Origin of the sequence: Pseudarthrobacter sulfonivorans (genome assembly GCF_014712225.1) — a bacterium.
GTDB lineage: Bacteria > Actinomycetota > Actinomycetes > Actinomycetales > Micrococcaceae > Arthrobacter > Arthrobacter sulfonivorans.
This window is the reverse complement of record NZ_JACXBW010000001.1, coordinates 14,556-37,022: the sequence shown is the minus strand read 5'-3', so window position 1 is coordinate 37,022 and position 22,467 is coordinate 14,556. Positions and strand designations below refer to the sequence as shown.

Genomic DNA, 22,467 nt, shown 5'->3' with positions numbered 1-22,467 from the left:
GGTGTCAACCGCCGCACAGCATGGCTCCGGTTCCGCTCATTTTGAAAGGACCTGCGATGCCGGTGATGGTCGACAAAGTGTAATTGACGGTGAAAGTGGTCTGCGGACTTGTGCCGGGGGGAATCGTCGGTGGGCACGCTGTGCCAAAAACAAAATCTGTGTCTTTCAGCGCCGGTGTAAGGGACCAGGCGGTGCCCTTGGCTGCGTTTTTGGCGGTGGACGCGTTGCCCGTGATGGCCATGACCCGGACGCCTTCGCGGGCGGCGGCTGAGAGAGAGGCCTGCGCGTTGTAGACGCGGCTGAATTCCATGATGCCCAAGAGCAGCATGACCAGGAGCGGCGCCACGATCGCAAACTCAACCGCAACGGCGCCACGCTCGGATGCCTTGGACATGCTGGTACCTTTCAGTACAACGATCTGGTTTGGATGAAGGAATGGCGGCGGCTCGGAGGCCGCCACCATTCCTTCATCCATAGCCGGGGGTATCTGCCCGGGTGGAGCGGGGGCTTATGGGGCGACGCACGCCGCGGTGGCTGCGTCCCAAGCCTTGTTGGTGGTTTCGGTCATGGAACACTTGACATCGCCAAACATGTCACCGAGAGTCGTGCCGAGCATCGTGACGGCAACGATGATGACAACGGCGATGAGCGCGACCATGATGCCGTACTCTACGGCGGTAGCACCTTTTTCATCGCTGCGAAGGCGGATCATGAGGTTGGTGTGGAGAGAAAGCATGGGGGACTCCTGAGCGAGTTTGGGTGGCTGGCCCTGCACCAGCACTGATACGAAGCTAGCAACGCTTGATCCGACGTTGATTGGATCTTCGAACATCCTGCGCAAACTCTTTCTCGGGTGGGGCATTCCTGCGCATTTCCTTGGTGCACGCTGTGCTGAACCTTGGAATCGGAAAACTTCCGGGCACACAGGCGGACCCCCTCGGTTCTGGGTTCCGAGGGGGTCCGGTACTTGGGCGCCAGGTGGCGCGGGGTGAAGGGCTGTAAGGGCCCGAAGGAGGCTAGGGGATGCCGAGCGCTGTCTTAATGCCGGTCCCCAGCCACGTAAAGACGCCGTTGAGAGCGAGGCCGAAGGCGCCGACTCCAGCGACAATTATCAAGGCAATGAATCCGACCATGATGCTGTATTCGGTCGCCGTCGCGCCGCGTTCCTCGCCTCGAAAGCGCTGAGGCCAAGTCCAGGCTTGAGAAGAAAGCTGTAGCAGTTGTTTCATGGTTCCTCCTAGGAAAATGCCGCGATGATGTTCATGACAGCAGGACCGAGCAGGATGATGAACAGAGTAGGGAAGATAAAGAAGATCAAGGGAAAAAGGATCTTCACCGGGATTTTCATCGCATGTTCCTCGGCACGTTGCCGGCGCTTCATGCGCATTTCCTTCGCCTGAACCTTCAGCACCTTCGCAATGGCAATGCCATATGCGTCAGCCTGAACGATAGAGCGGATAAAGCTCCGCAGATCCGGCACATCTACCCTGTCGGACATGGACAGGTACGCTTCCTTGCGGGACCGTCCGACCTGCATGTCCTGGAGCGTCCGGATGAATTCGTCGGCCAGCGGGCCGGAACCGTTCTGGGCCGCCCTGGCCATCGCTGCCTCAAAGCCCAGCCCCGCCTGCACCGAGATAAGCATCTGGTCCAAGGTGTTGGGCAACTCCTGCCGGATGGCATCCCTGCGTTTCTGCGCGTTGCTGCGCAGCAGGAGGTCCGGCGCGAAGTATCCGAAGGCTATGGCGCCCACCATGATCGAGGCACGAGCAAGGGAGGGCTCGGCCAGCAGGTACAGCAGCCCAACAAATCCTGTCCCCAACCCGAGGAGGGGTTTGACGGCCAGAAGCCGCTCAAGGGGCCACTCCTTGGGCCTGCCGACGCCGGCGAGTTGCTTGTCCAGCCACGCCTCGTAGCTTCCCGGCGTGATCCGGCGGGTAAACCCGCTGAACTGTGCGGCGAGGCTCTGGTGAGTGGTTACCCGTGCCCGTTGCCCGAGGTTGGCCTGGATGTTGCGGATTGCCACCCGGTCCGTTCCGAACGCCAGGAATACCAGGAACGAGATGGGAACAACGATGGCGAGCATTGCGCCAAGAGCTATGGGCGACATGTCTTCCTCCTAGTACTTCGGCTTGATGAGGGCTTTGAGCCAGAATCCGCCAGCCGTGAGCATCACGCCGGCCGCGCCCAACATCAGGAAGCCCGGGCCTGTGGCAGTGAACGTCTTGGCGTAGTTGGCGTTGATCAGGATCAGCGCGAAGAAGAGCACAATCGGAAGTGCCATGAGTACTCCAGCAGACATCTTTCCTTCGGCGCTCAGTGCCTTCACCTGCCGGTGGATCTGGTTGCGGTCACGGATTGTTTCGCCGACGTGATCCAACACTTCGGCAAGGTCTCCGCCCACTTCCCGGTGGATTTCGATGGCTTGGGCAATCCAGGCAAAGTCCTCGCTGCCCGTACGGCGGGATACGTCGATCATGGATTCCCCCAGGTCCCGCCCGATCCGTGTCTCATTGATGATCCGGCTGAGCTCCTCGGACATGGGGGCATCAGACTCCTGCGCCGATGCATCGATGGCCCGCAGGAGGCTGTGCCCGGCGCGCATGCTTCCGGTCAGCATCTGGAGGGTGTCAGGCAGTTGCTCTTCAAACTTGCTTTGTCGCCGGGACGTCAGCACGGACAGGTACGCCAGCATCCCCACCGGAACTGCCGCGAACAGGAGGATCCCGATCAGGAACCCGCCGAGCAGGAACCCAACCACCGCGCCGACGAACGCCCCCGCGCCCATCATCAGCAGGAAGTCGGCGGGCTGAGCCTTCAGGCCTGCCCGTTCCAGCTTTTCGCGATCCACCACGAAACCGCTCCGCGCCTTGAGGCGTTTGTTGATCGCACCCACGGCGGAATCAGTGAGCCTCGTCAATCCCGACGCGGACGCCGCCACCACATCCGGGCGGCGCCGTGAGACGGGTAGGACGTGCCGGGACTTGAAAACGACTGCGAACAAGAGGACGACGGCGGTGAACACCAAGAGGATTCCAGCGACAAAGAAGCTGGCCGGAACTTCTGGAACCTCCATCACCGGCTCCTGGCGGGCTGGGCGCCGAACACCGCGGGCGAGACCTGGATCCCCAGTTCAACAAATCTGTCGGTAAAGCGGGGCCGAACACCGGTGGGTATCGGCTTCCCAAGGAACCGGCCATTGGCGTCAACGCCGGCCGAGTAGTCGAACACAAACGCATCCTGAAGGGTCACAATATCGCCTTCCATGCCTTGTACTTCGGTGACGTGCGTAACCCTGCGGGAGCCATCCCGGAGACGGGAAATGTGGACGATCAGGTTCACCGCCGACGCGATCTGTTCGCGGATGGCCCGAAGCGGAAGGTCCATGCCAGCCATCAGCACCAGCGTTTCCAGACGGGCCACGGCATCCCTAGGCGAGTTCGCGTGGACGGTGGAAATCGAACCATCGTGGCCAGTGTTCATGGCTTGGAGCATGTCCAGCGACTCGCCGCCGCGAACCTCGCCAACAACGATTCGATCGGGCCGCATGCGCAGTGAGTTGCGCACCAAGTCGCGGATTGAGACCTCTCCTTTGCCCTCGATGTTGGCCGGACGGCTTTCCAACCTGACGACGTGGTCCTGCTGGAGTTGCAGTTCGACGGCGTCCTCGATTGTCACGATGCGGTCCGAGGCGGGGATGAAGGACGACAGAACATTAAGCATGGTGGTCTTGCCGGTGCCCGTGCCGCCGGAAACGATGATGTTCATCTTTGCCAGGACACATGCCCTCAGGAGTTCAGCCATCTCCGGCGAGAGGCTGCCAAAGCCAATCAGTTTCTCGACTGTGAGGGCTTCCCGGGCGAACTTACGGATGGTCAGCGACGCCCCGTTCACTGCCAGAGGAGGGATGATGGCATTGACGCGGGAGCCATCGGACAGGCGGGCATCGACCAGGGGCGAGGATTCGTCGATCCGCCGTCCGATGCGCGTGACGATCCGCTCAATGACCTTGCGGAGCGCTTCCTCGTTGGAGAACTTGGTGTCGGTCATAAACAGCTGGCCGTGCCGCTCAACGTAGATCTGGTCCGCCCGGTTGACCATGATTTCCGTAACGCTGGGGTCATCGAGGTACCTCTGCAGGGGACCATGGCCAAGGACGTCGTCAATGATCTCGCGGGTCAGGCGCTGCCGTTCACCCGTCGAGAGCGGAACCTGCTCTTCATCCACCACTGTCTTCAGTTCGTCCTTCACAAACTGATGCAGCTCGGATTCTTCCATGGACGAGTCCGTGATCCGGGAGCCCAAACGCTCATAGAGGGCGTGGCTTACCCGCTCCTTGAGGGCCGAGAGCGCCTCGCTCGCGTTGCCGGCGGTCACCGGCAGGCTGATTGGAGCTGACGCCTGCTCGGCGGCCTGCACCTGCTGCTGGATCGAGCTCAGCGTCGAGGTGGGGGCCAGCTCGGTGGGGACACCGCCGTCGAAGGCATCCGCGTCGTCCACCCGCAACTTCGCAAATCGCTTTGAAAGACTCACGCCACTACCACCCTTCGATGCAGCTTCTTATGGGGACGTGCTTCCCAGTTGGGTTTGAATCGCTCGACAAGTTGGCGAAGGCCCTTCGCAACTCCATCCCGGCTCCCGTCCTGCAGCAGGGGGACACCCTTGTTGGTGGAGAACGGAACTGTCCGCGAGCGGGGGAGAACGACATCCACCGGCGCGCCGATGGTTGCCTCCACATCCTGGACTGTCAGGCCTGTCTTGCGGTCGGCCATGTTCAGCACGACGTGCCGGTTGTCAGGCAGCAGATCGAGCTCCGACAGGATTTGGAATCCGGTCCGCAGGCCGCGGATGCTGGGAATGTCCATTCCGCAGACCCACACGGCGTCCGTGGCCTGTTCGAGCGTAGCCAGGACATGTTCGCCGAGGCCCGGTGCCGTGTCCACAACGACGTACTGGAATTCCGAGCGCAACTGACGAAGCAGGTGGCTGATGTCTTCGCCGGAGATCTTGTCCATGTCGATGGGGTTGCGTGGAGCGCAGAGGGCGTAGATGCTGCCCGGATGCACGGACAGATAGGTCTTCAGGACCATTGCGTCCTGGCTGGCCGCACCTACTACGGCGTCAGTGATCGTGAACTCAGGTTCGAGCATCAGGCCGCTGGCGACGTCACCGAACTGGAGGTCGAGGTCAACGATGACAACGCTCATGGGAGCTGTCTGACCAAGGCCTATGGCCAGATTGCTGGCAATCGTTGTTTTGCCTACCCCTCCCTTGGGGGACATAACCGCAACGACCCGGCCACCCTCCGCGTTGGGTCCCTCCGACGCTGTCGGTGCCAGGCCCCTACGGCGGCCGGCGGCGGAGAGACTGGCCCTTTCCACGAGCGCCCGCACCGCGTCGGCGTCGGCGTCCGGAGAAACGATGTCCCGGATGCCGGAGCGCATGGCATTCAGTGCTGTGTCGCCGTCGTCCTCTGCAGCCAGAACGATGCTGATCTCCGGGTATTGAAGATCCAGGACGGCCGCAAACTTCAAGGCCTCATCCAGTGGCAGGCCAGGCCCCAGGATCAGGACCTCCGGGGGCTCTCCGGCCTGCTGCCGAAGAATGTCGTCAGGCGTTTCCGGCAAGTAGGCAGCCTGGTAGAACTGCAGAGAGCCACGAAGCGGAGCGATCGACGCCCTGACTTTCCGCTCATAGTCGGCAGAGGGTGAGATAAGAATGAAGCGGCTCATTTGAACACCTTGGTTTGATTGACGACCCCGTTGGTGCCCTCGGTGGCGTCTGCCGGCTCCTTCGAGAGGTAGATCTTCCCGAACTCGGCGGCGTACACCAGCTTTTCAGCATCGACGGCGTTCCTGGCGAAAGTGATGAGGTAGGAGTCGCTGGTGGTCGGCTTGGTTTCGCTTGCCGCGTTCAGCGCGCCCTGGGAGCTTGTCTGCGTTGCCTCGGCCTGGGTCTGGGCCGCGGCACCAGAGCTGAACTGGACGGCGGTGACGAGGACTTTGTGGAATGTCAGCTGCGTGCCGTTTCCGCCGGTGGCGGGAGCGCCGGCGTCCGTGACGGCGGGAGCGTTCCCGAGGGAAATAAACACACCCACTGTGTCGCCTGCCTGCACCCGGCCGCCGACGACCCGGTCGATGCCAAGCCGTACAGTGATCTCCTGGAGTCCGGCGGGGACCTCGACGCGGGCCGGCCCCAGGTACGCGTTCGCGTCGACCATCCGGCCGTTCAGCAGCTGCTCGCCGGGGACGAGGGCCACCGACGTGACCTTCGAACCGAGAGCGTCCAGGTCAGCGACGGCATCGACGGCGACGGCTGTACGGGGAACAGGCTTGCTGACGACATACTGGCCGAGCTGGCCCGCGGGCGTACCGGCGGGCACTTCCTGTTTGACGACCAAAACGTCTTCCGTTTCGGTGTTGGCCAGTGCACGGCGGTCCGCGCCCTGGACGTACGTGAATAGAAGGACTGTGCCAACGATTGCGACAACCAATGCGGCGATGCCTCCCAGTAGGCGTGCTTTCATTTTTTCTTCCCCTTAGTTGGAACTACTTGACAAGGTGTGGCGGAAGTGTGGCTCCGCCGCCCGAGTAGCCGCCGCCTCCGTACAACGACGGATCTGCGACCCAGGTAACGAACTTCCCCCGCACCCCGCGGTCCGAGCTGCCAAGGTCCGTTTGGTCACCGCCGGACGCTCCGGGAAAGCTGTATCCCAGGAGCAGGAAGGCTGCGTAGCCCTTGATGTAGTACTTGGCGTTACTTCCTGTGCCTACGGCTGAGGAGAACACCGGAAACAGGATCACGGTGTTCAGCAAGCCGGGCAGAAGAGATTTGCATTCGTTGGGCAGGTTCAGCCCGGCGTCGGTCTTGGCATACGGATCAACGAGGCCGGCCGTGGCCGGATCATCGGGATACACCGTCGACCGGCATTGCCCCTCATCTGGCTTTAGCCATTCAAATCCGCCTGGTATGACAGCGCCGGACGGGCTGTCGCTTACGCAGGTTTCACTTCCGTGCGTGTGGATGGTGTGGACGGCGCCGGTTGTATCGAACTGGCAGGCCGCGAAGGTGAGTGGAAGCGCGGCCGGCCCGGACCCCGGCGCCCCCCAGGCCGCCGTTGCCGTGGCTCCGACCCGGACAGGACCCGCGTTCGTGAGGGCGCTGGCAAACATCTTCGACAGGAAAGCCGACGTGCCGTTGCGAGTGGATGTGGTAACGGTCACCTGGCCGGCAACGCTGAGGTTGACGGTGGCGTCGCTTGCGCCGTCCCCGGAATTGGCGTTGGCCAGGGGACCGGCGAGTGAAGGCGTGCAGGGGCCGGGCTTGCAACTTTTCGCCACCGCGAGTGCCCCGGCGTCGGCCCCGTTCTGCAACTGCGCGCGTTCGGCGTAAATCTGGCCCGTGTCAACGGCCAACGCGCCGGCACCAATGAGCACCAGCATCATCACCGCGACCGTAATCCCGGCGGCTCCTCTTTCGGCTGAATCAGCCGGCCGAACTCGTTTCCGGTTTAGCCGCCACATTGCATTGCCCCCTCGCCTTTGACCTTGAAACTGCTGCCGAATAGCCCGGTTAAGGCGGTTCCCTGGTACGTGATGGTGACCTTCATAGTTGCGCCCGCAGTACACGAGGCTGTTGAAAAGGCGAAGGGCGTGGGATTCGCCGCGGAAACGCTGAAGCCGGCGCCGGCAATCCCTGGTGCCCCCGATATGGCTGCAGCCTTCGCCAGGGCCTGGTCGTTTTTGATGGCCATGGTCCGCGCACCTTCGCGCGCCGCTTGGCTCACCGAGATCTGCATGTTGTAGTAGTTCGAAAATTCGACGATGCCCATGACCAACGCCAGGAGGATCGGAGCGACCAGTGCGAACTCAACCGCCACGGCACCGCGTTCGCCGTTCTTTGTGGTTTTACGGCTGCGTTTCAAAGGGTCCCCCTGGACAATTGCAGCGTGGAAAAGGGTCGGTGTGCCGCGCTGTGGCAGCGCGGCACACCGGATGAAGCTGTGTTACCAGCCGCCTACGGTCGTACCCAGGGTGCTGAACCAGGTGTTCAGTGAGCTGCCGAAGAAGCCGACACCGACCACCAGGACCAGCGCGATGAGTCCGACGAGCAGTGAGTACTCCGTGGCCGTCGCGCCCTTCTGGGACTTGAAATCCGTCTGCAGCCAGGCTTCGAGGCTTCGGATGGCTATTAGCATGCTCTTCACGTTGTTATCCTCTATTCGCGAAGTGGGTTACCAGCCGGCGACTGTGCCGCCGAGGGTGCTGAACCAGACGTTCAGCTTGCTGCCGAAGAAGCCGACACCGACCACCAGGACCAGCGCGATGAGACCCACCAGGAGCGAGTACTCCGTGGCAGTTGCACCCTTTTCAGAAGAGAAGCGATCCTTGACGCCGGCAACAAAAGCCATCATTGAGACCATAAGAGAAGTCATTTTATGTTCCTTTATATTCGATGAAATTGATTTGGATACTTTCAACGAATTTCCAGCTGCCCCCATATTTCCTTAGCGGCTGGACTTCGCTAAGAAGAGATTGTCATTTGGGGGTGACTGCAACAATGCGTAGAGGTACTCGACTTTTTCTACGTCATCTCAAGGACGTACTCGAAACCCAAACGGGAGTACTCGGATCCGAACTGTAGGTACGCACGTCACTACTTGGACGCAGCGGCACCACTCATGGCCTGCAATAACCAACGTGTGCCGTGGGCTAGGCCAAAAAGAGTGCCACACCCGCCGTGGCAATAAGCATGGACGGCCCGTGGGGCACTTCGGAGGCACGTTCTGAGTGGTTTTGACGTACCGCCAGCAGGGTGACGATTCCGTTGAGGATGAATCCCAGGAGACCGCCATAAAGAAGTTGACTCCAACCCAAGTACCCTAAGTAAAGGCCAATTGGAGCCGCGAACTTGACGTCGCCCATTCCCATGCCCCGGGGCGAAATAATGGCCAGAACCAGGTAAATGACGAAGAGGATTGCCGCGCCGGCGAATGCTCGAAGCAGGCTGGTCCATTGCTGTCCGCCAATTGCTGCGGCAAAGAGAAAGATGAGCCCGCTTACTAAGAGGGAAAGAACTAGCGGGTTCGGGAGCAAATGCAGCGAAACATCAATTCGGGCTAGCTGCACGCCAAGAACAGCAAGCAGTACGAACGCCGGCAGCCCTGGATCGGCTCCGAAGCGGAAAGCGAAGCCCGCGCAGAGCAGGCCGGTGATCAACGCCGTCGTCATCCGGACACGCGTGGAGGGCAGTTGGCCGATGCGCGGGAGGAGCTTGGCGATGAGCATTTCAGCGACAGGTGAAACGAGGAGCCCCAGGAGTCCCAGCCCGGTCACAAAAAGCGGCACCGTCGAACCGGCGTAGCCCAGTGAAGTCATTGAATCCCCCTGCATGCGTCAGGCCGGCGGGCGGCGAAGACTGTCCGGCTCACCCATTTTGACCCTGAGGCCCGGTTCAAGCTAACATTGGTAGTCGTTGTGCGTGTCCTTTCTCGATGATGCGTGCCCGCTTGAGGATCCGGTTGCAGGATAGCTACTCAACGAGCACATTCGAGACCTCTGGATGACTGGTTACATAGAGCCCTCACCTCTGTTCCGGTAGCGCATAGATAGTAGGTGCACACGTTTGAGTGACACCTAAACAAGAACGCCAGAACAAGAACGAGGCAAAAACCGTGCGTACGTACACCCCGAAGCCCGGCGATATCAACCGCCAGTGGCACGTCATTGACGCCACAGACGTTGTCCTTGGTCGTCTTGCTAGCCAGACCGCAATCCTGCTGCGCGGCAAGCACAAGGCCACCTTTGCGTCCCACATGGACATGGGCGACTTCGTCATCATCATCAACGCTGAAAAGGTAGCCCTCACCGGCGCCAAGCTGGAGCAGAAGCGCGCATACCGCCACTCCGGCTACCCGGGCGGCCTGACCTCCGTCAACTACGCGGAACTCCTGGAGTCCAACCCGGTCCGCGCCGTTGAGAAGGCCATCAAGGGCATGCTCCCCAAGAACTCCCTCGCTGCACAGCAGCTGGGCAAGCTGAAGGTGTACCGCGGTGCAGAGCACCCCCACGCCGCCCAGCAGCCCAAGACTTTCGAAATTTCCCAGGTCGCCCAGTAGTCCTGGCCACCAAACAACTTATCTATACAAGGAGAATCGTGGCTCAGAACGAAGAGACCACCGAAGCCGTTGAGGCTGAGGAAACCCTGACCAGCTACACCTCTGAAAGCGGGGCAGCCGAGGCTGCTGCGCCGAAGAAGGAGCGCCCGGCCCTGACCGTCGCCGGTGCAGCCGTTGGCCGCCGCAAGGAAGCTGTTGCCCGCGTCCGCGTTGTACCGGGCTCCGGCAAGTGGACCATCAACGGCCGCGCGCTGGACAATTACTTCCCGAACAAGCTGCACCAGCAGGACGTCAACGAGCCCTTCAAGATCCTTGATCTCGAAGGCGCTTACGACGTTATCGCCCGCATCCACGGTGGCGGCATCTCCGGCCAGGCCGGCGCACTGCGCCTCGGCATCGCACGTTCACTGAACGAGATCGATGTCGACAACAACCGCGCCACGCTCAAGAAGGCCGGCTACCTGCGTCGCGACGCCCGCATCATCGAGCGTAAGAAGGCCGGTCTCAAGAAGGCCCGTAAGGCTCAGCAGTACTCCAAGCGCTAAATCCGCTTGCACAGAAGCCCGTCCCGCCGTTGGCGGGGCGGGCTTCTGTCGTTCCGACTAGTCCGTCGTGAGCCGGTACACGGTGGTGCCACCGAGTTTTTCGGCGTTGTAGTTGGCCTGCACCCAGGCGGAAACGGAGGTTGAGGCAGATTCGGTCGCCTGGACTGCGAGGAACGCCTCCTGCTCAACGAAGTAGCAGATGTCCCCGGCAGCCACTTTGGCCTTGAAATCGTCAAGCGTCGGGGACGGGTCGCTGCCGGCGAAACCGCCGAGGGGCATCACGGGACGCCCGGACGCTAACTGAAGCCGTGCGGCGGTTTGGCTGGCGTAGCTGGCCGCAGACCAGGTGCAGCCCTTGGTGCCCGCCAGGGCCTCAACCACCTCAGGATCAGGCGCCCGGCCGAAAGCTATGTCATGGCCCCAGACCAGTTCATTGTTGCGCAGCGATGCCAGGAGGTGGCTGATCCCGGACGGGTTCTTGGAGAGAACGCCGGACAGGGGATTGGATCCGCTGAAGCCGGTGGCGACGTTGTGGACAGAGGTGACAACCGGGCCGCACAGAAGGACCGCAGCCAGTACTCCGGCGGCCGCCGCTTCAAATGTGGGGTTCGGGGGCCTGATGGCCAGTGACGAGAGCGCAAGTATGCCGGCGCCGGTGAGGACCCCGGGCAGCCATGCCGGCCACTCGGACGTTCCACTGAGGATCAGCGTGGAGGACAGCAACGCTGCCAGGGCGATCACAGCTCCGCCGGCGCGAATCAACCACGATTTTCGGTTGGTGATCAGGATGTCGAGGGTGATTCCCAGGACAAGTGCCAGCGGCGGCGCCAGGGCTGCGGTGTAGTACGTATGGATCTGGTTGCCCATAAAACTCAGCAGGAGGAACGCTGTCAGCAGCCAGAACCCTGACACCAAAATCAAGGCACGCGCACCGGAAGCTTTGCGTCCTTTGCCCAGCGTGATGAGGAGGGCAATCGCGGCCAGAATTGCGGGGAACAGGAGCCAGGAGGCTTCCTGGTTGTAGTTGGCGTTCAGCAGCCTGAGAATTCCTGCGTCGCTGTCAACCGGGCGGAACTGGATGGGAACCTGCATGGCCTCCGGGATTGCCTTGCTGCCGACGATCCGCTCCACGCCGTTGTAGGCCAGTGTCAGCTCCAGGACGCTGTTGGACGCCGATCCGCCCACGTAGGGCCGCTGGCCGGCCGGAACCAGGTCCACGATGGTCATCCACAGGCCGCCCGTGACCACCAAGGCGCCCAGGCCGGCCGCGGCCGTGCCCAGCCGCTTGGCCCAGCCCTGCGGGCTGAACAAGATGAAGGCCAGGCCGATGGCGGGGACATTCAGCACACCCTGCATCTGCTTGGTCATAAACGCCAGCCCAAGCAGCGCCCCGGCCGCTATGAAGAAGCGCCCGTGCCCGGTTTCGATGCTCCGGAGCACGAACCAGAGTGCCGCCACCATCAGCAGCAGCATCAGCGGGTCCGGATTGTTGTACCGGGACATCAGCGTGACGATCGGGGTTGTGAAGAAGACAGCCGCGCCAAACAGGGCGCCGGCCGCGGAAACATACCGCCGCAGGATCACGTACACCAGGAGCGTGGTCCCCACCCCCATAACCACCTGCGGGAGCAGCATGGCGACAGGGTTGAAGCCGAAGATCCGGACGGACAGGCCCATCACCCACAGGCTCAGGGGCGGCTTGTCGACGGTGATGGAATTGCCCCAGTCCGATGACCCGAAGAAGAACGCCTTGGCGTCCATGGTGCCGGCCTGGACGGCTGCGCTGTAGAAGGAGTTGGCCCAGCCGTTGATGCCGAGGTTCCAGCCATAGAGGAGGGCATTGGCTGCCAGGATTGCCAGCAGGGCAGGGCGCTCCCACACCGGGTCCTGAGGGCGGCCGCGCCACAGCAGGACCCCGGGGGCGCCGCCCCTTTCGGCTACCGTAGTCTGCGGCGGAGAGGTCTTGCCTCGCCTAGCCCCGGAGATCGTAGAGGCGGACACCGTCGACCACCTGCTCCGTGAAGTTGCTGCGGACCCAATCAGTGATCCCCCGGGTTTCTGCACTGAGTTCCCCTCGCTCAAGCAAGTCCTGCTGCCAAATAAAATAGCCGACCCGGTGCTGCGCCACCAGCCCCTGGAACTGCTCCAAGGTGGGCGCGGGGTCAGTCCCCAGCCAGCCGCCCAGCGGGATGACGGGCCGTCCGGATTCGAGCTGATAGCGGGCGGCGTTCTGGGCAGAGTAGGTAGCAGCCGCCCACTGCTGGCCTGAGGAGTGGTTCCTGAGAAGGTCAAGAACAGAGTGCGACGGCGGTGCGCCAAGGGCGATCTGCTGCGCCCACGGAGGCTGGCCTGCTTTGACGGACAGCAGCAGGCGGGACATGGAAGCCGGATCGTCGCCGACGGGCCCTGACTGGGGATTCGTGCCTTGCTGCGGGGTGCCGATGGTGAACAGGGCAGTGCCCATCGGCCCGAGCAGGAGGCAGCCCAGCAGCACCACGGCGCTGGTTCTTGGAATGCGGGCGCTGAACCGCGGACTGAGCCACAGCAGACTTCCGCTGATTCCAGCCAAGCCCACCAGCAGCCGCGCCCAGAGCGGCCATTCCTGGCTGTATTCCATCACCCGGAGGGCCATGTAGGCCGAGGAGCCGATGAGGACTGCTCCGAGGGCACGAACAACCATCCGATGGCGTTGCTTCCACAACGACGACAGCCCAATGGCCACCACCAGGGCGAGCGGCGCGGCCAGGGAGTAGGTGTAGTAGGTGTGGATCATGGTGCCCATGGATGCGAGGACCACCAGCACGGATGTGAACCACAGGCAGGCGATGGCGGCTGTGTTGCGTTGCCTGGCGGTGAGATCCAGGGACCGGTTCAGGACCAGAATGACCACGCAGCAGGCCACGCCGGTAAAGAGCAGCCAGCCGATTTCCGGGGCAAAGTTTCCGTTCAAGAGCCGTCGGAGCCCGTCTCCGCCGACCGAGACGTCGTCCTGGGCCGTTGTTGCCCGCCCGCCCTCGGCGGTCATCGGGATGTGGATGAAGCGGGCAAGGCCGTTGTAGTCCAGGGTCAGTTCCACGGCGCTGTTGTTCAGCGAGCCGCCAATATATGGCCGTTGGGCGGCGGGAATGAGGTCCACGGTGACGAGCCATGCTGCGGACGTGGCCAGCAGTGTTCCGCCGGCGACCAACAGCTGACGGATGCGGTGCGTGAAGGGGCCGTGGCCGAAAGCAAGCACTGCCACGCCGAGGGCAGGCAGCACCAGCAAGGCCTGGACCTGCTTGGCCATAAATCCCAGTCCCAGGAGGAAGCCGGCCAGCGCGAAGCTCCTGAGCCTGCCGGATTCCATGGCCTTGAGCGCCACCAAAACGGAGGCCACCGTCAGGAGCCCCATCAGCGGTTCAGGGTTGTTGAACCGGGACATCAGCACCACCACCGGGGTGGTGGCATACAGGGCGGCGCCAAACAGGGCCGTGCGCGGACCAAACCCGCGCCGGAGAACGCGGTGGATCAGATAGGTGGTGGCCACTCCCATCAGCGCCTGGGGAACCAGGATGCTCCAGCTGCTCAGGCCAAAGACGCGTACCGAAAGGGACATAACCCAGAGGCTCAGCGGCGTCTTGTCCACCGTGATGAGGTTGCCCCACTCAAAGGCGCCGAAAAAGAAAGCCTTCCAGTCGTTGGCGCCGGCCTGGGCAGCAGCTGAATAGTAGGGATTCGCCCAGCCGTTGGCGTCCAGGCCCCAAAGGTAGAGTGCGGCCGCAGCCGCCAGCAGGCACAGGAGAGCTGGCCGCTCCCAGGCGTCGTCCCGTGACGGGCCGCGCCAGAAGTTCCCCACGGTTACCGCCGGCGCGGCGTCCTCGAGCAGTTGCCGGTTCACGCGACGCGACCGGCCGATGCCAGGGCCGCGGTAACCAGAACGCCGCCACGTGAGTAGTTCCGCCGTTCACGGAAGACCCAGAGCCGGAGGAGGACAAACCGCAACAACGTGGCGAAAACGTTAGCGCCTGTCAGTGTCAACAGCTCCGCGCTGGGGCTGGCGTCCAAATTCACGGCGTGCAGCATCAGCAAGGACGACGACGTGATGGTCCACGCCAACACGAAGACGACCAGGCCTTGGATCTGCTGGGTGAACAGCTTCGCGGGGCCGCTGATACCAAAGGTGAACCGCCGGTTGGCTGCTGTGTTTCCGACGGCTGTCAGCAGAAGCGCCAGGAAGTTGGCCTCTTGGGCGCCGAAGGGTCCCTGCAACACGAGGTAGAGCATGGCAAAAGCGAGGGTGGATACGGCCCCAACGAGCCCGAACCTGATGACCTGGCCGAAGAAGCTTGGCCGGCCGGGCGGCACGATCGGCCGACGCCCCAGCTCCGCATATATGGCTTGAACCGGAATAGAGCCCTTCACCAGCGAACCGGCCACCCGGACCATACCCCGGAGGTCGTCCATGGCTGTTTGCTTGATGTTTACGCTGCTGTCCGGATCATCGATCCAGTCAACCGGAATTTCGTGGATGCGAAGCCCCGACCGTTCAGCAATGATGAGCAGTTCTGTATCAAAGAACCATCCGTTGTCTTCAACGTGGGGAAGCAATCGGCGGGCAACATCGGCGCGGATTGCCTTGAACCCGCACTGGGCATCCGAGAAGCGCACCTGCATTGTGCGGCGCAGAAGGAAATTGTAGGAACGCGAAATGAATTCCCTTTTTGGTCCGCGGCTGACTCGTGAACAATGGCCGAGGCGAGTGCCGATGGAAATATCAGAATGCCCGGACAGCAGAGGTGCTACCAACGGCGGGAGGGCAGCAAGGTCCGTGGAAAGGTCCACATCCAGGTAGGCCAGCACTTTTGCTTCGGAGGAGCTCCAGGCGTCCCGAAGAGCCAGTCCGCGTCCTTTTACTTCCAGACGGCGATACTCAACGTTCGGCAATTGCTGGCTGAGTCGAGCCGCGATCACCGGAGTGTTATCGGTGCTTGCGTTGTCGGCGATGGTTATTTTCCACGTCGAAGGCATTTCATGCGTCAGGTATTCGGCGAGCCTTGAGATGCTGTCTTCGAGCACGGCTTCCTCATTGAAAACCGGTACTACAATTTCGAGCGCCAAGCCCCCATAGCTAGGTGTCATGCATCGAATAGTAGGTTCGGCTGAAGACCGATAGCGAGGCTTTCCGTCAAAGACAGGTACCGACTGAAAAAAGCCAAGTAGTCCCCGTCATCGGCATGTTTCGCGGGCAGGTACTCGGCGCAAAACGGTAGGTACGCGGCTCTAGACGTTGCAGGCCGGGGTGTCTTGGCGCCGTCATCGCCTAGACTTGACCCCGATGTCTAGATTATTTGGAACAGATGGAGTCCGGGGCCTGGCTAACGGCCTGTTGACGGCGGAGCTCGCCATGCAGCTCGCCCAGGCAGCCGCCGTGGTGCTCGGGCACGACCGCAACACCACCGGCAACCGGCCCCGCGCCGTGGTGGCGCGCGACCCCCGCGCGAGCGGCGAGTTCATTGCCGCCGCCGTCGAGGCCGGGCTCTCCAGCTCTGGTATTGACGTCTACGACGCGGGTGTCCTCCCAACGCCGGCCGCCGCTTACTTGGTGGCCGATCTCGACGCCGACTTCGGTGTGATGATCTCCGCGTCGCATAACCCGGCCCCCGATAACGGAATCAAGTTCTTCGCCCGCGGTGGCCAGAAGCTCCCCGACGAGGTCGAGGACGCCATCGAGCAGCAGATGAGCAAGGAGCCCACCCGTCCCGTCGGCGCCGAGGTGGGACGCATCCAGCGCTTCTCCGACGCCGAGGACCGCTACGTCGTGCACTTGCTGGGCACGCTGCCGCACCGCCTGGACGGTCTCAAGGTGGTGCTTGACTGCGCCCACGGGGCAGCCAGCGGCTGCTCACCGCAGGTCTTCAAGGACGCCGGCGCCGACGTCGTAGTCATCGGCGCGGACCCGGACGGCCACAACATCAACGACGGCGTCGGTTCCACGCACCTGGGGCAGCTCAAGGCCGCAGTCCTGGAGCACGGCGCGGACCTGGGCGTCGCCCACGACGGCGACGCCGACCGCTGCCTGGCCGTGGACCACGAAGGCAACGAAGTGGACGGCGACCAGATCATGGCGATCCTGGCCGTTGCCCTCAAGGACTCGGGCAAGCTGATCGACGACGTCCTGGTGGCCACCGTCATGAGCAACCTGGGCCTCAAGATTGCACTCCGCGAAGCCGGCATCAGTATCCGCGAGACGGCAGTGGGGGACCGCTACGTCCTGGAGGGCATGCGCGACGGCGGCTACAACCTCGGCGGCGAACAGTCCGGACACGTCATCTTCTCCGACTATGCCACCACCGGCGACGGCGTCCTCACCGGCCTGCAGCTCGCGGCCCAGATCGCGCTGACAGGCAAAACCCTCAAGGAACTGGCCGCTGTGATGACCAAGCTCCCTCAGGTCCTCATCAACGTCAAGGGCGTTGACCGCAGCCGCGTGGGCAGCTCGGACGTCCTGCAGCAGGCTGTGGCCGTGGCTGAAGCGGGGCTCGGCGACACAGGACGCGTCCTGCTCCGGCCGTCAGGCACAGAGCCCGTAGTCCGCGTGATGGTGGAAGCGGGGGACGAAGCCACGGCCCAGTCCATCGCCGAGCGGCTTGCACAGGTGGTCCGCACTGAGCTCGCGCTCGAGCTCGTCACCGAGTAGCGGCGGTGTCCAGCGACAGCTGATCCTGCGTACGCCAGAGTCTGTGCCAAAGCATTCCGACGGCGAAACACTGGACGGTTGACGCCAGCATCAACGGCCACGCGTACTGGTTGCTCACGAAATATAGAACGTACACAGCGAGTCCCGTTGCAGCGAAGAGCCATGGCACAAGGAACAGCCGGCTGTGTCGAAGGAGAAGCAGGGACATCACTTCGGCAACAAAAAAGTAGCGATCATGCATTTGTGGAAGTAGAAGCGGGCAGATTGCCACCACAGTGATCGTGAACAACACGCGGCGTTCTGTCGAATCGGGTCCCCGCCAATACACTGCCGCGGTCAGTAATAGCACAGCACCACAAACAAGGATTGCCGGAAATCTGCCTTGGTCTGCGGTTGCGTTCGGAACCCACGCGTAGACGTTCGCGGCGCCGGCAACCAGGCGATACTCCTGGGTCTGATGAAAATAGACACTTAGTGTGCTGATCAACGAGCGACCGAGCAGCACCGGTGGAACGCTGAGTAACGCCCACAGACAGCCCGCGATGGCGGGCAGCCCGAGGCTGTGGCGGTTTCGCAGAGCGATGGGCACCAACGCCGGCAGAAAGAACACTGCTTGGAGCTTGAACGACAGCGCGGCCGCCCACCACAGCCAGGCGCCGCGGGCATCATTCCGCACCACACTCCTGAGGGCAAGAAGCAGAAAAGAAGTGTAGATGGAATCGCATTGCCCCCACATGCTGGCGTTCATGAGCACCGTGGGCAGGAAGAGTGCGGTCAGTGCTGCCGTTTCGGGCGCCAGCCTTGTGGACGGCAGTTGAGCCACGACCGCCGCGACGGCGTAGGCAAGCAGGAAATCTCCCGCCATAGAGATAAGTTTGATTGCGAATAGCGGTTCCACGGGCAGCAGACTTCCGAGGAACATCAAGAATAAATAGGGAAAATTATAGTTGGAAAACTCCCCGCCCAAAGCGGCGGCCCCGTGGTCGCGGAATTCCTGCATCCACGGCAAAAGGAAAATCATGGAATCTTCGCTGACGTATGGAAACAATGCCAGACGGCCTGCAATGGCAAGAAGCCCCATAATCCAGATAACGGCCATGGGAGGGCGATGCGTCAGCGGTCTCATGTTTACGTTTTGCAGAATTTTGGATTCCCCCATTGCGCAATCATTCGATGGGAAGGCTGCCGTGTCAATCGAACGGAGAGTCTGTTGTCGATGCACCGCGGCAGCGACGATAGCTCCGACAAGCAACTGTGGCCCGCCTCCGTCAGGAAGCGGGCCACAGTTGGTTGGTGCCTGGGCGTGCCTAGCGGGACCGGTTTTGCAGCGAATCGCGGATCTCGGTGAGCAGGGCGATCTGCGGGTCTTCGGCGGATTCTTCCTTGACGTCCGGGTCGATCCCGAGCCGGCGGTTGCGGCGTTCGATCATGTGGTTCATCGGGACAATGACAATGAAGTAGATGGCGGCGGCCACCAGCAGGAAGGAAATGATGGAGGAGATGACGGATCCATACATGAATCCCTCCCACTGCATTTCTGCAATGCCCTTGGCACTGAACAGACGGCCGATCAGCGGTGTGAGCAGGCCCTCGACAATTGAGGTCACGACGGCGCCGAAAGCGGCACCCATCACGACGGCGACGGCAAGGTCTACGACGTTGCCCTTCATGATGAAATTCTTGAATCCTGTCAACATAGGACCAAAGCTAGCGCACGCAGGCGAGCGTCGCATGACCGGCCCGTAAATTTTGGCCGCGTGTCGGGAACTAAGTCAACGCACTGACCGTCAGGGCGGCTGCGGAAGTCCAGACGGTTAAGAATTCATCCGTGCTGCTGGCCTTCAATGGACGGTGAAGGATCCGCGGCCTTGAAGCACTCCGTGGCGGCCGCCGGCCGTTGTCCGATTCCTGCGGCCGGGCCGTGCAGCGCTCGCAGGGATTCAATCCATATCGCTGCCATCGGAATGGCGGCCCACGGTGCGTCAACCGCGGAAAGGGGCCACGGGAGCTGAGCGGCAGCCAGATGGAAAACGGGCGTGAGCCAAATGAGTACAAAAAGGCTGACCGCTGAAACGCGAACATAACGGGACGGGCGCAGCTCAAGGAGAAGGACGATGACCGGAATCAGAAGGACCGCGTCGTACGTGAGGAAGTGGGGCGAAAACACTGCAGTTGTCGCCAAAGTGGCGCTCCAGATGGCCGGGGTTTCCGCTTGCTGTGTGCGGTTTCTGTGAAGCCGGAACAACAAAATGCTTGCGCCGATTGGGAGGGAGGCCCACATCAGGGCCGGGGCGATCAGGCCGCCCAGTGCCGGCGGAAGGAGCCCTTGCACCAAGGAGGGCAGGCCCAGCATCTTCCATGCCTGGCCCTGCTGAACTTCGTCGACGTACAGAGGGCTCGATAGGGCCGCGGCCCATCTCAGGAGACCATCAACTCCCACAAGTCCGATCGAAATGCCGAGCAGCAGGCCGCAGGCTACGACGAAAGACGCCAGAGCGCGGAAATTCCGTGTGGCCAGTAGAACCAGTGGCACAAGGACTACCACCTGCGGTTTAGCGAAGCCCAACGCCAGGACAACACCTGCCCAGGCGTTGTGATGACTGCCGAGCAGCCGTATCCCAACCAGCCAAACAGCCAAGGTGAACGCCGAGTCCTGGCCTCCGCCAAGCAGTTCGAAGACTGGCGCCGAAGCCAAGACAGCGAGAATGACAACGTTTCGCTTGCGGCCCATAAGGGTCGGGGCCAGGGATTTCAAACTCAGAACACACCACACAAGAAGGGCTGTGCTCACAATCAGCCACAGAATTCCGCTGATGTTGTAGGGCAGCAATGCGAAAGGAGCATAAAACGCCGCAACGATCGGGGGAGAGACGAACCATGAGAGGGCAACATCAGTGCCCAGCGCGTTCCTCTGGAACGCAGATTGGGTTTGGGGGTCGTAGAGGATGCTTGGATCAGCCGAAATTAGGAGACCGCCACCTGTCCAGTGGGCCAGGTAGTCAGGCATAAGTGCGCCCTGAACCGTGGGATCGGCGATTCTAATTGCGGAAGATATTGTCACCGCGACCACCGACCCGACGATGAACACGATCGGATAAAGCCGCAGTCGCTCTTCCGTGATGAAACGGTCCGCATGCCCCAGCAGCCGCGAGAAATTCAGCCGCACGGTTCGGACCAGGATGGAAGACGGACGGACATTGCCTCTACTCGACATGGAATGTGAGGGTACATGACAAAAGCAGCATATGAGGTTGTATTCGGCCGAGATTAATTCCCGGCGTACCCCGGCGCTGCTTCCACCCCGAAGTACTCCTCCAGTGTGCTGATGCCCCGGTTCGCCATGTCGGTGGCGGCCTCCACGCCGATGTACCGCAGGTGCCACGGCTCGTAGTAGTAACCGGTGATCGGGTGGAGCCACCACGGGTACCGCACCACAAAGCCGAACCGGTGACCGTTCGCCTTCACCCACACCGCGGCCGGCTGGTCCGCGAAACAGGGCTGGAAGCCGCACGCCCCGCCGCCGTCGCCGATGTCGAAGGCCCACCCCGTCTGGTGCTCCGAGTAGCCCGGCCGGGCGCTGGCCGTATCGGCATCCGCCTGGCCGCGGGCTGCCACATACCCGTTGTAGGTGGCCACCTGCGTGCCGTACGAGCGGTAGCCGCTCGCCAGAGTCATGACCACGCCGTCCCGCGCGGCCGCGGCGAACATTGCCTCCGCGGCCGCCGCCGTTGTGCTGTTCAGCAGGGCCGCCTCGCCGGATACCGCCAGCTGCACATTCGGCTGGACCAGGTCCGCCGGGGCATAGTCCGCCGGCTGCAGCGGACGGTGCTTGTTCACCACCACCCAGGGGCTGGCCGGATCCGTCAGCGAAAACTGGCCGGGCAATGACGCAGCCGCCGACGGCGGAACGGGAGCCTGCGCAGGCGGCTCAGCTGCCGCCGTCGTGCTTTCCACTGCGGCGGCGGAGGGGGAGGTGTAGTCGGATGTCACGGTTGGAACGGGGGCGGGCGACGACGGCGCCACCGCCACAGGTGCCTCCGGGGTGCACGCTGCCAGGACAGTCAGCCCCGCTCCGGCGGCGAGGAAACGGGCGAAGGACCGTCGGCTGGCCCCTGAGGCGGCACCGCCGGCCACACAGTCGTGGCACACGTGGGTTAAACCTTCCGCAGGAGCATGCGGCGGATGGAATGGTCCGCGTCCTTGGACAGCACCAGCTGCGCCCGGCCGCGGGTGGGGAGGACGTTTTCCTCCAGGTTGGGTTCGTTGATGCGCTTCCAGATGTCGCGGGCGGTGCTCTCCGCCTCGCTGGGGGAGAGGGAGGCGTACCGGTGGAAGTAGGACTCGGGCTGCGCGAACGCCGTGCTCTGGAGCCTGCGGAACCGCTCCACGTACCACTCCTCGATGTAGGAGGTCTTGGCGTCCACATAAATGGAGAAGTCGAAGAAGTCGCTCACTGCCAGGCCCTGCCGGCCGTCCTGGCGCGGGCGGGCCGGGGCCAGCACGTTCAGGCCCTCCACAATGAGTACGTCCGGGCGGCGGACCACCACTTCCTTCTCGGGCACGATGTCGTACGTGACGTGGGAGTACCACGGTGCCCGGACTTCCTCGGCGCCGCCCTTGACCTCGCTCACAAAACGGAGCAGCGCGCGCCGGTCGTAGGATTCGGGGAAACCCTTGCGTTCCAGCAGCTGCCGGCGCTTGAGTTCAGCCAGGGGATAGAGGAATCCGTCCGTGGTGATCAGCTCAACGTTCGGGGTCCCGGGCCAGCGCCGCAGCATCTCCCGGAGCACACGCGCAATGGTGGATTTCCCCACAGCCACGGAACCGGCCACACCAATAACAAACGGCGTGCGCTGCGTCTTCTCACCCAGGAAGGTGGTGGTGGCCGAATGCAGCTGGCCCGCAGCCTCGACATAAAGGTGCAGGAGCCGGGACAGGGGCAGGTAGACCTCGCGGATTTCCTTCATGTCCAGTGGATCGCCGAGACCACGCAGACGGACAATGTCCTCTTCGTTAAGGGGCTGCTCCATCTGGGCGGCGAGCCGGGACCAGGTCTGGCGGTCCAGCTCAACGAACGGGGAGACACCCTCACCGTTCGCTTCGTTGCGTTGCAAAGTCACTTTAGAGAT

The 22,467-nt window shown here is 62.5% G+C and carries 24 protein-coding genes; 3 read left to right on the top strand and 21 right to left on the bottom strand.

What is annotated here, in order from left to right:
* Positions 1-4: 4 nt before the first annotated feature.
* The 13 genes from IAQ70_RS00165 to IAQ70_RS00105 all read right to left on the bottom strand — a co-directional run bounded on the left by IAQ70_RS00165 (position 5) and on the right by IAQ70_RS00105 (position 9,377).
* Positions 5-394: a TadE family protein gene (locus tag IAQ70_RS00165; protein ID WP_190987298.1), complete on the bottom strand. Its 390-nt coding sequence runs from the start codon at positions 392-394 to the stop codon at positions 5-7.
* Between the two features lie 114 nt (positions 395-508).
* Positions 509-736, bottom strand: a complete 228-nt coding sequence (locus IAQ70_RS00160; protein ID WP_190987297.1) for a Flp family type IVb pilin — start codon at positions 734-736, stop codon at positions 509-511.
* Between the two features lie 280 nt (positions 737-1,016).
* Positions 1,017-1,229, bottom strand: coding sequence for a Flp family type IVb pilin (locus tag IAQ70_RS00155; protein WP_190987296.1), 213 nt, complete (start codon positions 1,227-1,229; stop codon positions 1,017-1,019).
* An 8-nt stretch (positions 1,230-1,237) separates the two neighbouring features.
* On the bottom strand, positions 1,238-2,110 hold the full coding sequence (locus IAQ70_RS00150; protein WP_190987295.1) for a type II secretion system F family protein: 873 nt from the start codon (positions 2,108-2,110) through the stop codon (positions 1,238-1,240).
* Positions 2,111-2,119: 9 nt separating this feature from the next.
* Positions 2,120-3,076, bottom strand: a complete 957-nt coding sequence (locus tag IAQ70_RS00145; RefSeq protein WP_190987294.1) for a type II secretion system F family protein — start codon at positions 3,074-3,076, stop codon at positions 2,120-2,122.
* Positions 3,076-4,533 carry a CpaF family protein gene (locus tag IAQ70_RS00140; RefSeq protein ID WP_407682550.1) on the bottom strand — a complete coding sequence of 486 codons (1,458 nt, stop codon included), beginning with the start codon at positions 4,531-4,533 and terminating at the stop codon, positions 3,076-3,078. The genes IAQ70_RS00145 and IAQ70_RS00140 overlap by 1 nt, the downstream gene beginning before the upstream one ends.
* On the bottom strand, positions 4,530-5,732 hold the full coding sequence (locus tag IAQ70_RS00135; RefSeq protein WP_190987293.1) for an AAA family ATPase: 1,203 nt from the start codon (positions 5,730-5,732) through the stop codon (positions 4,530-4,532). Before IAQ70_RS00135 ends, IAQ70_RS00140 begins: the two co-directional genes overlap by 4 nt.
* The gene (cpaB, locus tag IAQ70_RS00130) at positions 5,729-6,526 is read right to left on the bottom strand and encodes a Flp pilus assembly protein CpaB (protein WP_190987292.1); all 798 of its coding nucleotides are present in this window, start codon (positions 6,524-6,526) and stop codon (positions 5,729-5,731) included. Before cpaB ends, IAQ70_RS00135 begins: the two co-directional genes overlap by 4 nt.
* A gap of 22 nt (positions 6,527-6,548) precedes the next feature.
* The gene (locus tag IAQ70_RS00125; RefSeq protein WP_190987291.1) at positions 6,549-7,523 is read right to left on the bottom strand and encodes a pilus assembly protein TadG-related protein; all 975 of its coding nucleotides are present in this window, start codon (positions 7,521-7,523) and stop codon (positions 6,549-6,551) included.
* A complete protein-coding gene (locus IAQ70_RS00120; protein WP_190987290.1) occupies positions 7,511-7,924 on the bottom strand; it encodes a TadE/TadG family type IV pilus assembly protein in 414 nt (137 codons plus the stop codon). The genes IAQ70_RS00125 and IAQ70_RS00120 overlap by 13 nt, the downstream gene beginning before the upstream one ends.
* An 81-nt stretch (positions 7,925-8,005) precedes the next feature.
* Positions 8,006-8,197 (bottom strand): Flp family type IVb pilin, encoded by a 192-nt coding sequence (locus IAQ70_RS00115; protein ID WP_190987667.1) that lies wholly within the window; start codon positions 8,195-8,197, stop codon positions 8,006-8,008.
* Between the two features lie 36 nt (positions 8,198-8,233).
* Entirely contained in the window at positions 8,234-8,434 is a 201-nt protein-coding gene (locus tag IAQ70_RS00110) for a Flp family type IVb pilin (protein WP_190987289.1), read from the bottom strand.
* 277 nt (positions 8,435-8,711) lie between these two features.
* A complete protein-coding gene (locus IAQ70_RS00105) occupies positions 8,712-9,377 on the bottom strand; it encodes a prepilin peptidase (protein WP_190987288.1) in 666 nt (221 codons plus the stop codon).
* 296 nt (positions 9,378-9,673) lie between these two features.
* Here IAQ70_RS00105 and rplM point away from each other — a divergent pair, with 296 nt between their 5' ends.
* Positions 9,674-10,117 (top strand): 50S ribosomal protein L13, encoded by a 444-nt coding sequence (gene rplM, locus IAQ70_RS00100; RefSeq protein ID WP_058931751.1) that lies wholly within the window; start codon positions 9,674-9,676, stop codon positions 10,115-10,117.
* A gap of 38 nt (positions 10,118-10,155) precedes the next feature.
* Positions 10,156-10,662, top strand: coding sequence for a 30S ribosomal protein S9 (gene rpsI / locus IAQ70_RS00095; protein ID WP_164205955.1), 507 nt, complete (start codon positions 10,156-10,158; stop codon positions 10,660-10,662).
* Positions 10,663-10,719: 57 nt separating this feature from the next.
* Here rpsI and IAQ70_RS00090 read toward each other — a convergent pair whose 3' ends face one another.
* The 3 genes from IAQ70_RS00090 to IAQ70_RS00080 are packed head-to-tail and all read right to left on the bottom strand — an operon-like array spanning position 10,720 to position 15,780.
* Complete coding sequence (locus IAQ70_RS00090) at positions 10,720-12,663, bottom strand: ArnT family glycosyltransferase (RefSeq protein ID WP_190987287.1); 1,944 nt, start codon at positions 12,661-12,663, stop codon at positions 10,720-10,722.
* Complete coding sequence (locus IAQ70_RS00085; protein WP_317983539.1) at positions 12,635-14,539, bottom strand: ArnT family glycosyltransferase; 1,905 nt, start codon at positions 14,537-14,539, stop codon at positions 12,635-12,637. Before IAQ70_RS00085 ends, IAQ70_RS00090 begins: the two co-directional genes overlap by 29 nt.
* Positions 14,536-15,780, bottom strand: coding sequence for a bifunctional glycosyltransferase family 2/GtrA family protein (locus tag IAQ70_RS00080; RefSeq protein ID WP_190987286.1), 1,245 nt, complete (start codon positions 15,778-15,780; stop codon positions 14,536-14,538). The genes IAQ70_RS00085 and IAQ70_RS00080 overlap by 4 nt, the downstream gene beginning before the upstream one ends.
* Before the next feature lie 196 nt (positions 15,781-15,976).
* On the opposite strand from IAQ70_RS00080, the gene glmM reads away from it, so the two are divergent.
* Complete coding sequence (glmM, locus tag IAQ70_RS00075; protein ID WP_190987285.1) at positions 15,977-17,338, top strand: phosphoglucosamine mutase; 1,362 nt, start codon at positions 15,977-15,979, stop codon at positions 17,336-17,338.
* Here glmM and IAQ70_RS00070 read toward each other — a convergent pair.
* The 5 genes from IAQ70_RS00070 to coaA all read right to left on the bottom strand — a co-directional run bounded on the left by IAQ70_RS00070 (position 17,328) and on the right by coaA (position 22,458).
* Positions 17,328-18,497, bottom strand: coding sequence for a hypothetical protein (locus IAQ70_RS00070; protein WP_190987284.1), 1,170 nt, complete (start codon positions 18,495-18,497; stop codon positions 17,328-17,330). The two genes, glmM and IAQ70_RS00070, sit on opposite strands and share 11 nt — an antisense overlap.
* A 148-nt stretch (positions 18,498-18,645) precedes the next feature.
* Positions 18,646-19,035 carry a large conductance mechanosensitive channel protein MscL gene (gene mscL / locus IAQ70_RS00065; RefSeq protein WP_190987283.1) on the bottom strand — a complete coding sequence of 130 codons (390 nt, stop codon included), beginning with the start codon at positions 19,033-19,035 and terminating at the stop codon, positions 18,646-18,648.
* 125 nt (positions 19,036-19,160) lie between these two features.
* On the bottom strand, positions 19,161-20,720 hold the full coding sequence (locus IAQ70_RS00060) for a glycosyltransferase family 87 protein (RefSeq protein WP_190987282.1): 1,560 nt from the start codon (positions 20,718-20,720) through the stop codon (positions 19,161-19,163).
* Complete coding sequence (locus IAQ70_RS00055) at positions 20,606-21,487, bottom strand: M15 family metallopeptidase (protein WP_190987281.1); 882 nt, start codon at positions 21,485-21,487, stop codon at positions 20,606-20,608. The genes IAQ70_RS00060 and IAQ70_RS00055 overlap by 115 nt, the downstream gene beginning before the upstream one ends.
* A gap of 5 nt (positions 21,488-21,492) precedes the next feature.
* Positions 21,493-22,458, bottom strand: a complete 966-nt coding sequence (coaA, locus tag IAQ70_RS00050; RefSeq protein WP_190987280.1) for a type I pantothenate kinase — start codon at positions 22,456-22,458, stop codon at positions 21,493-21,495.
* Positions 22,459-22,467 lie beyond the last annotated feature (9 nt).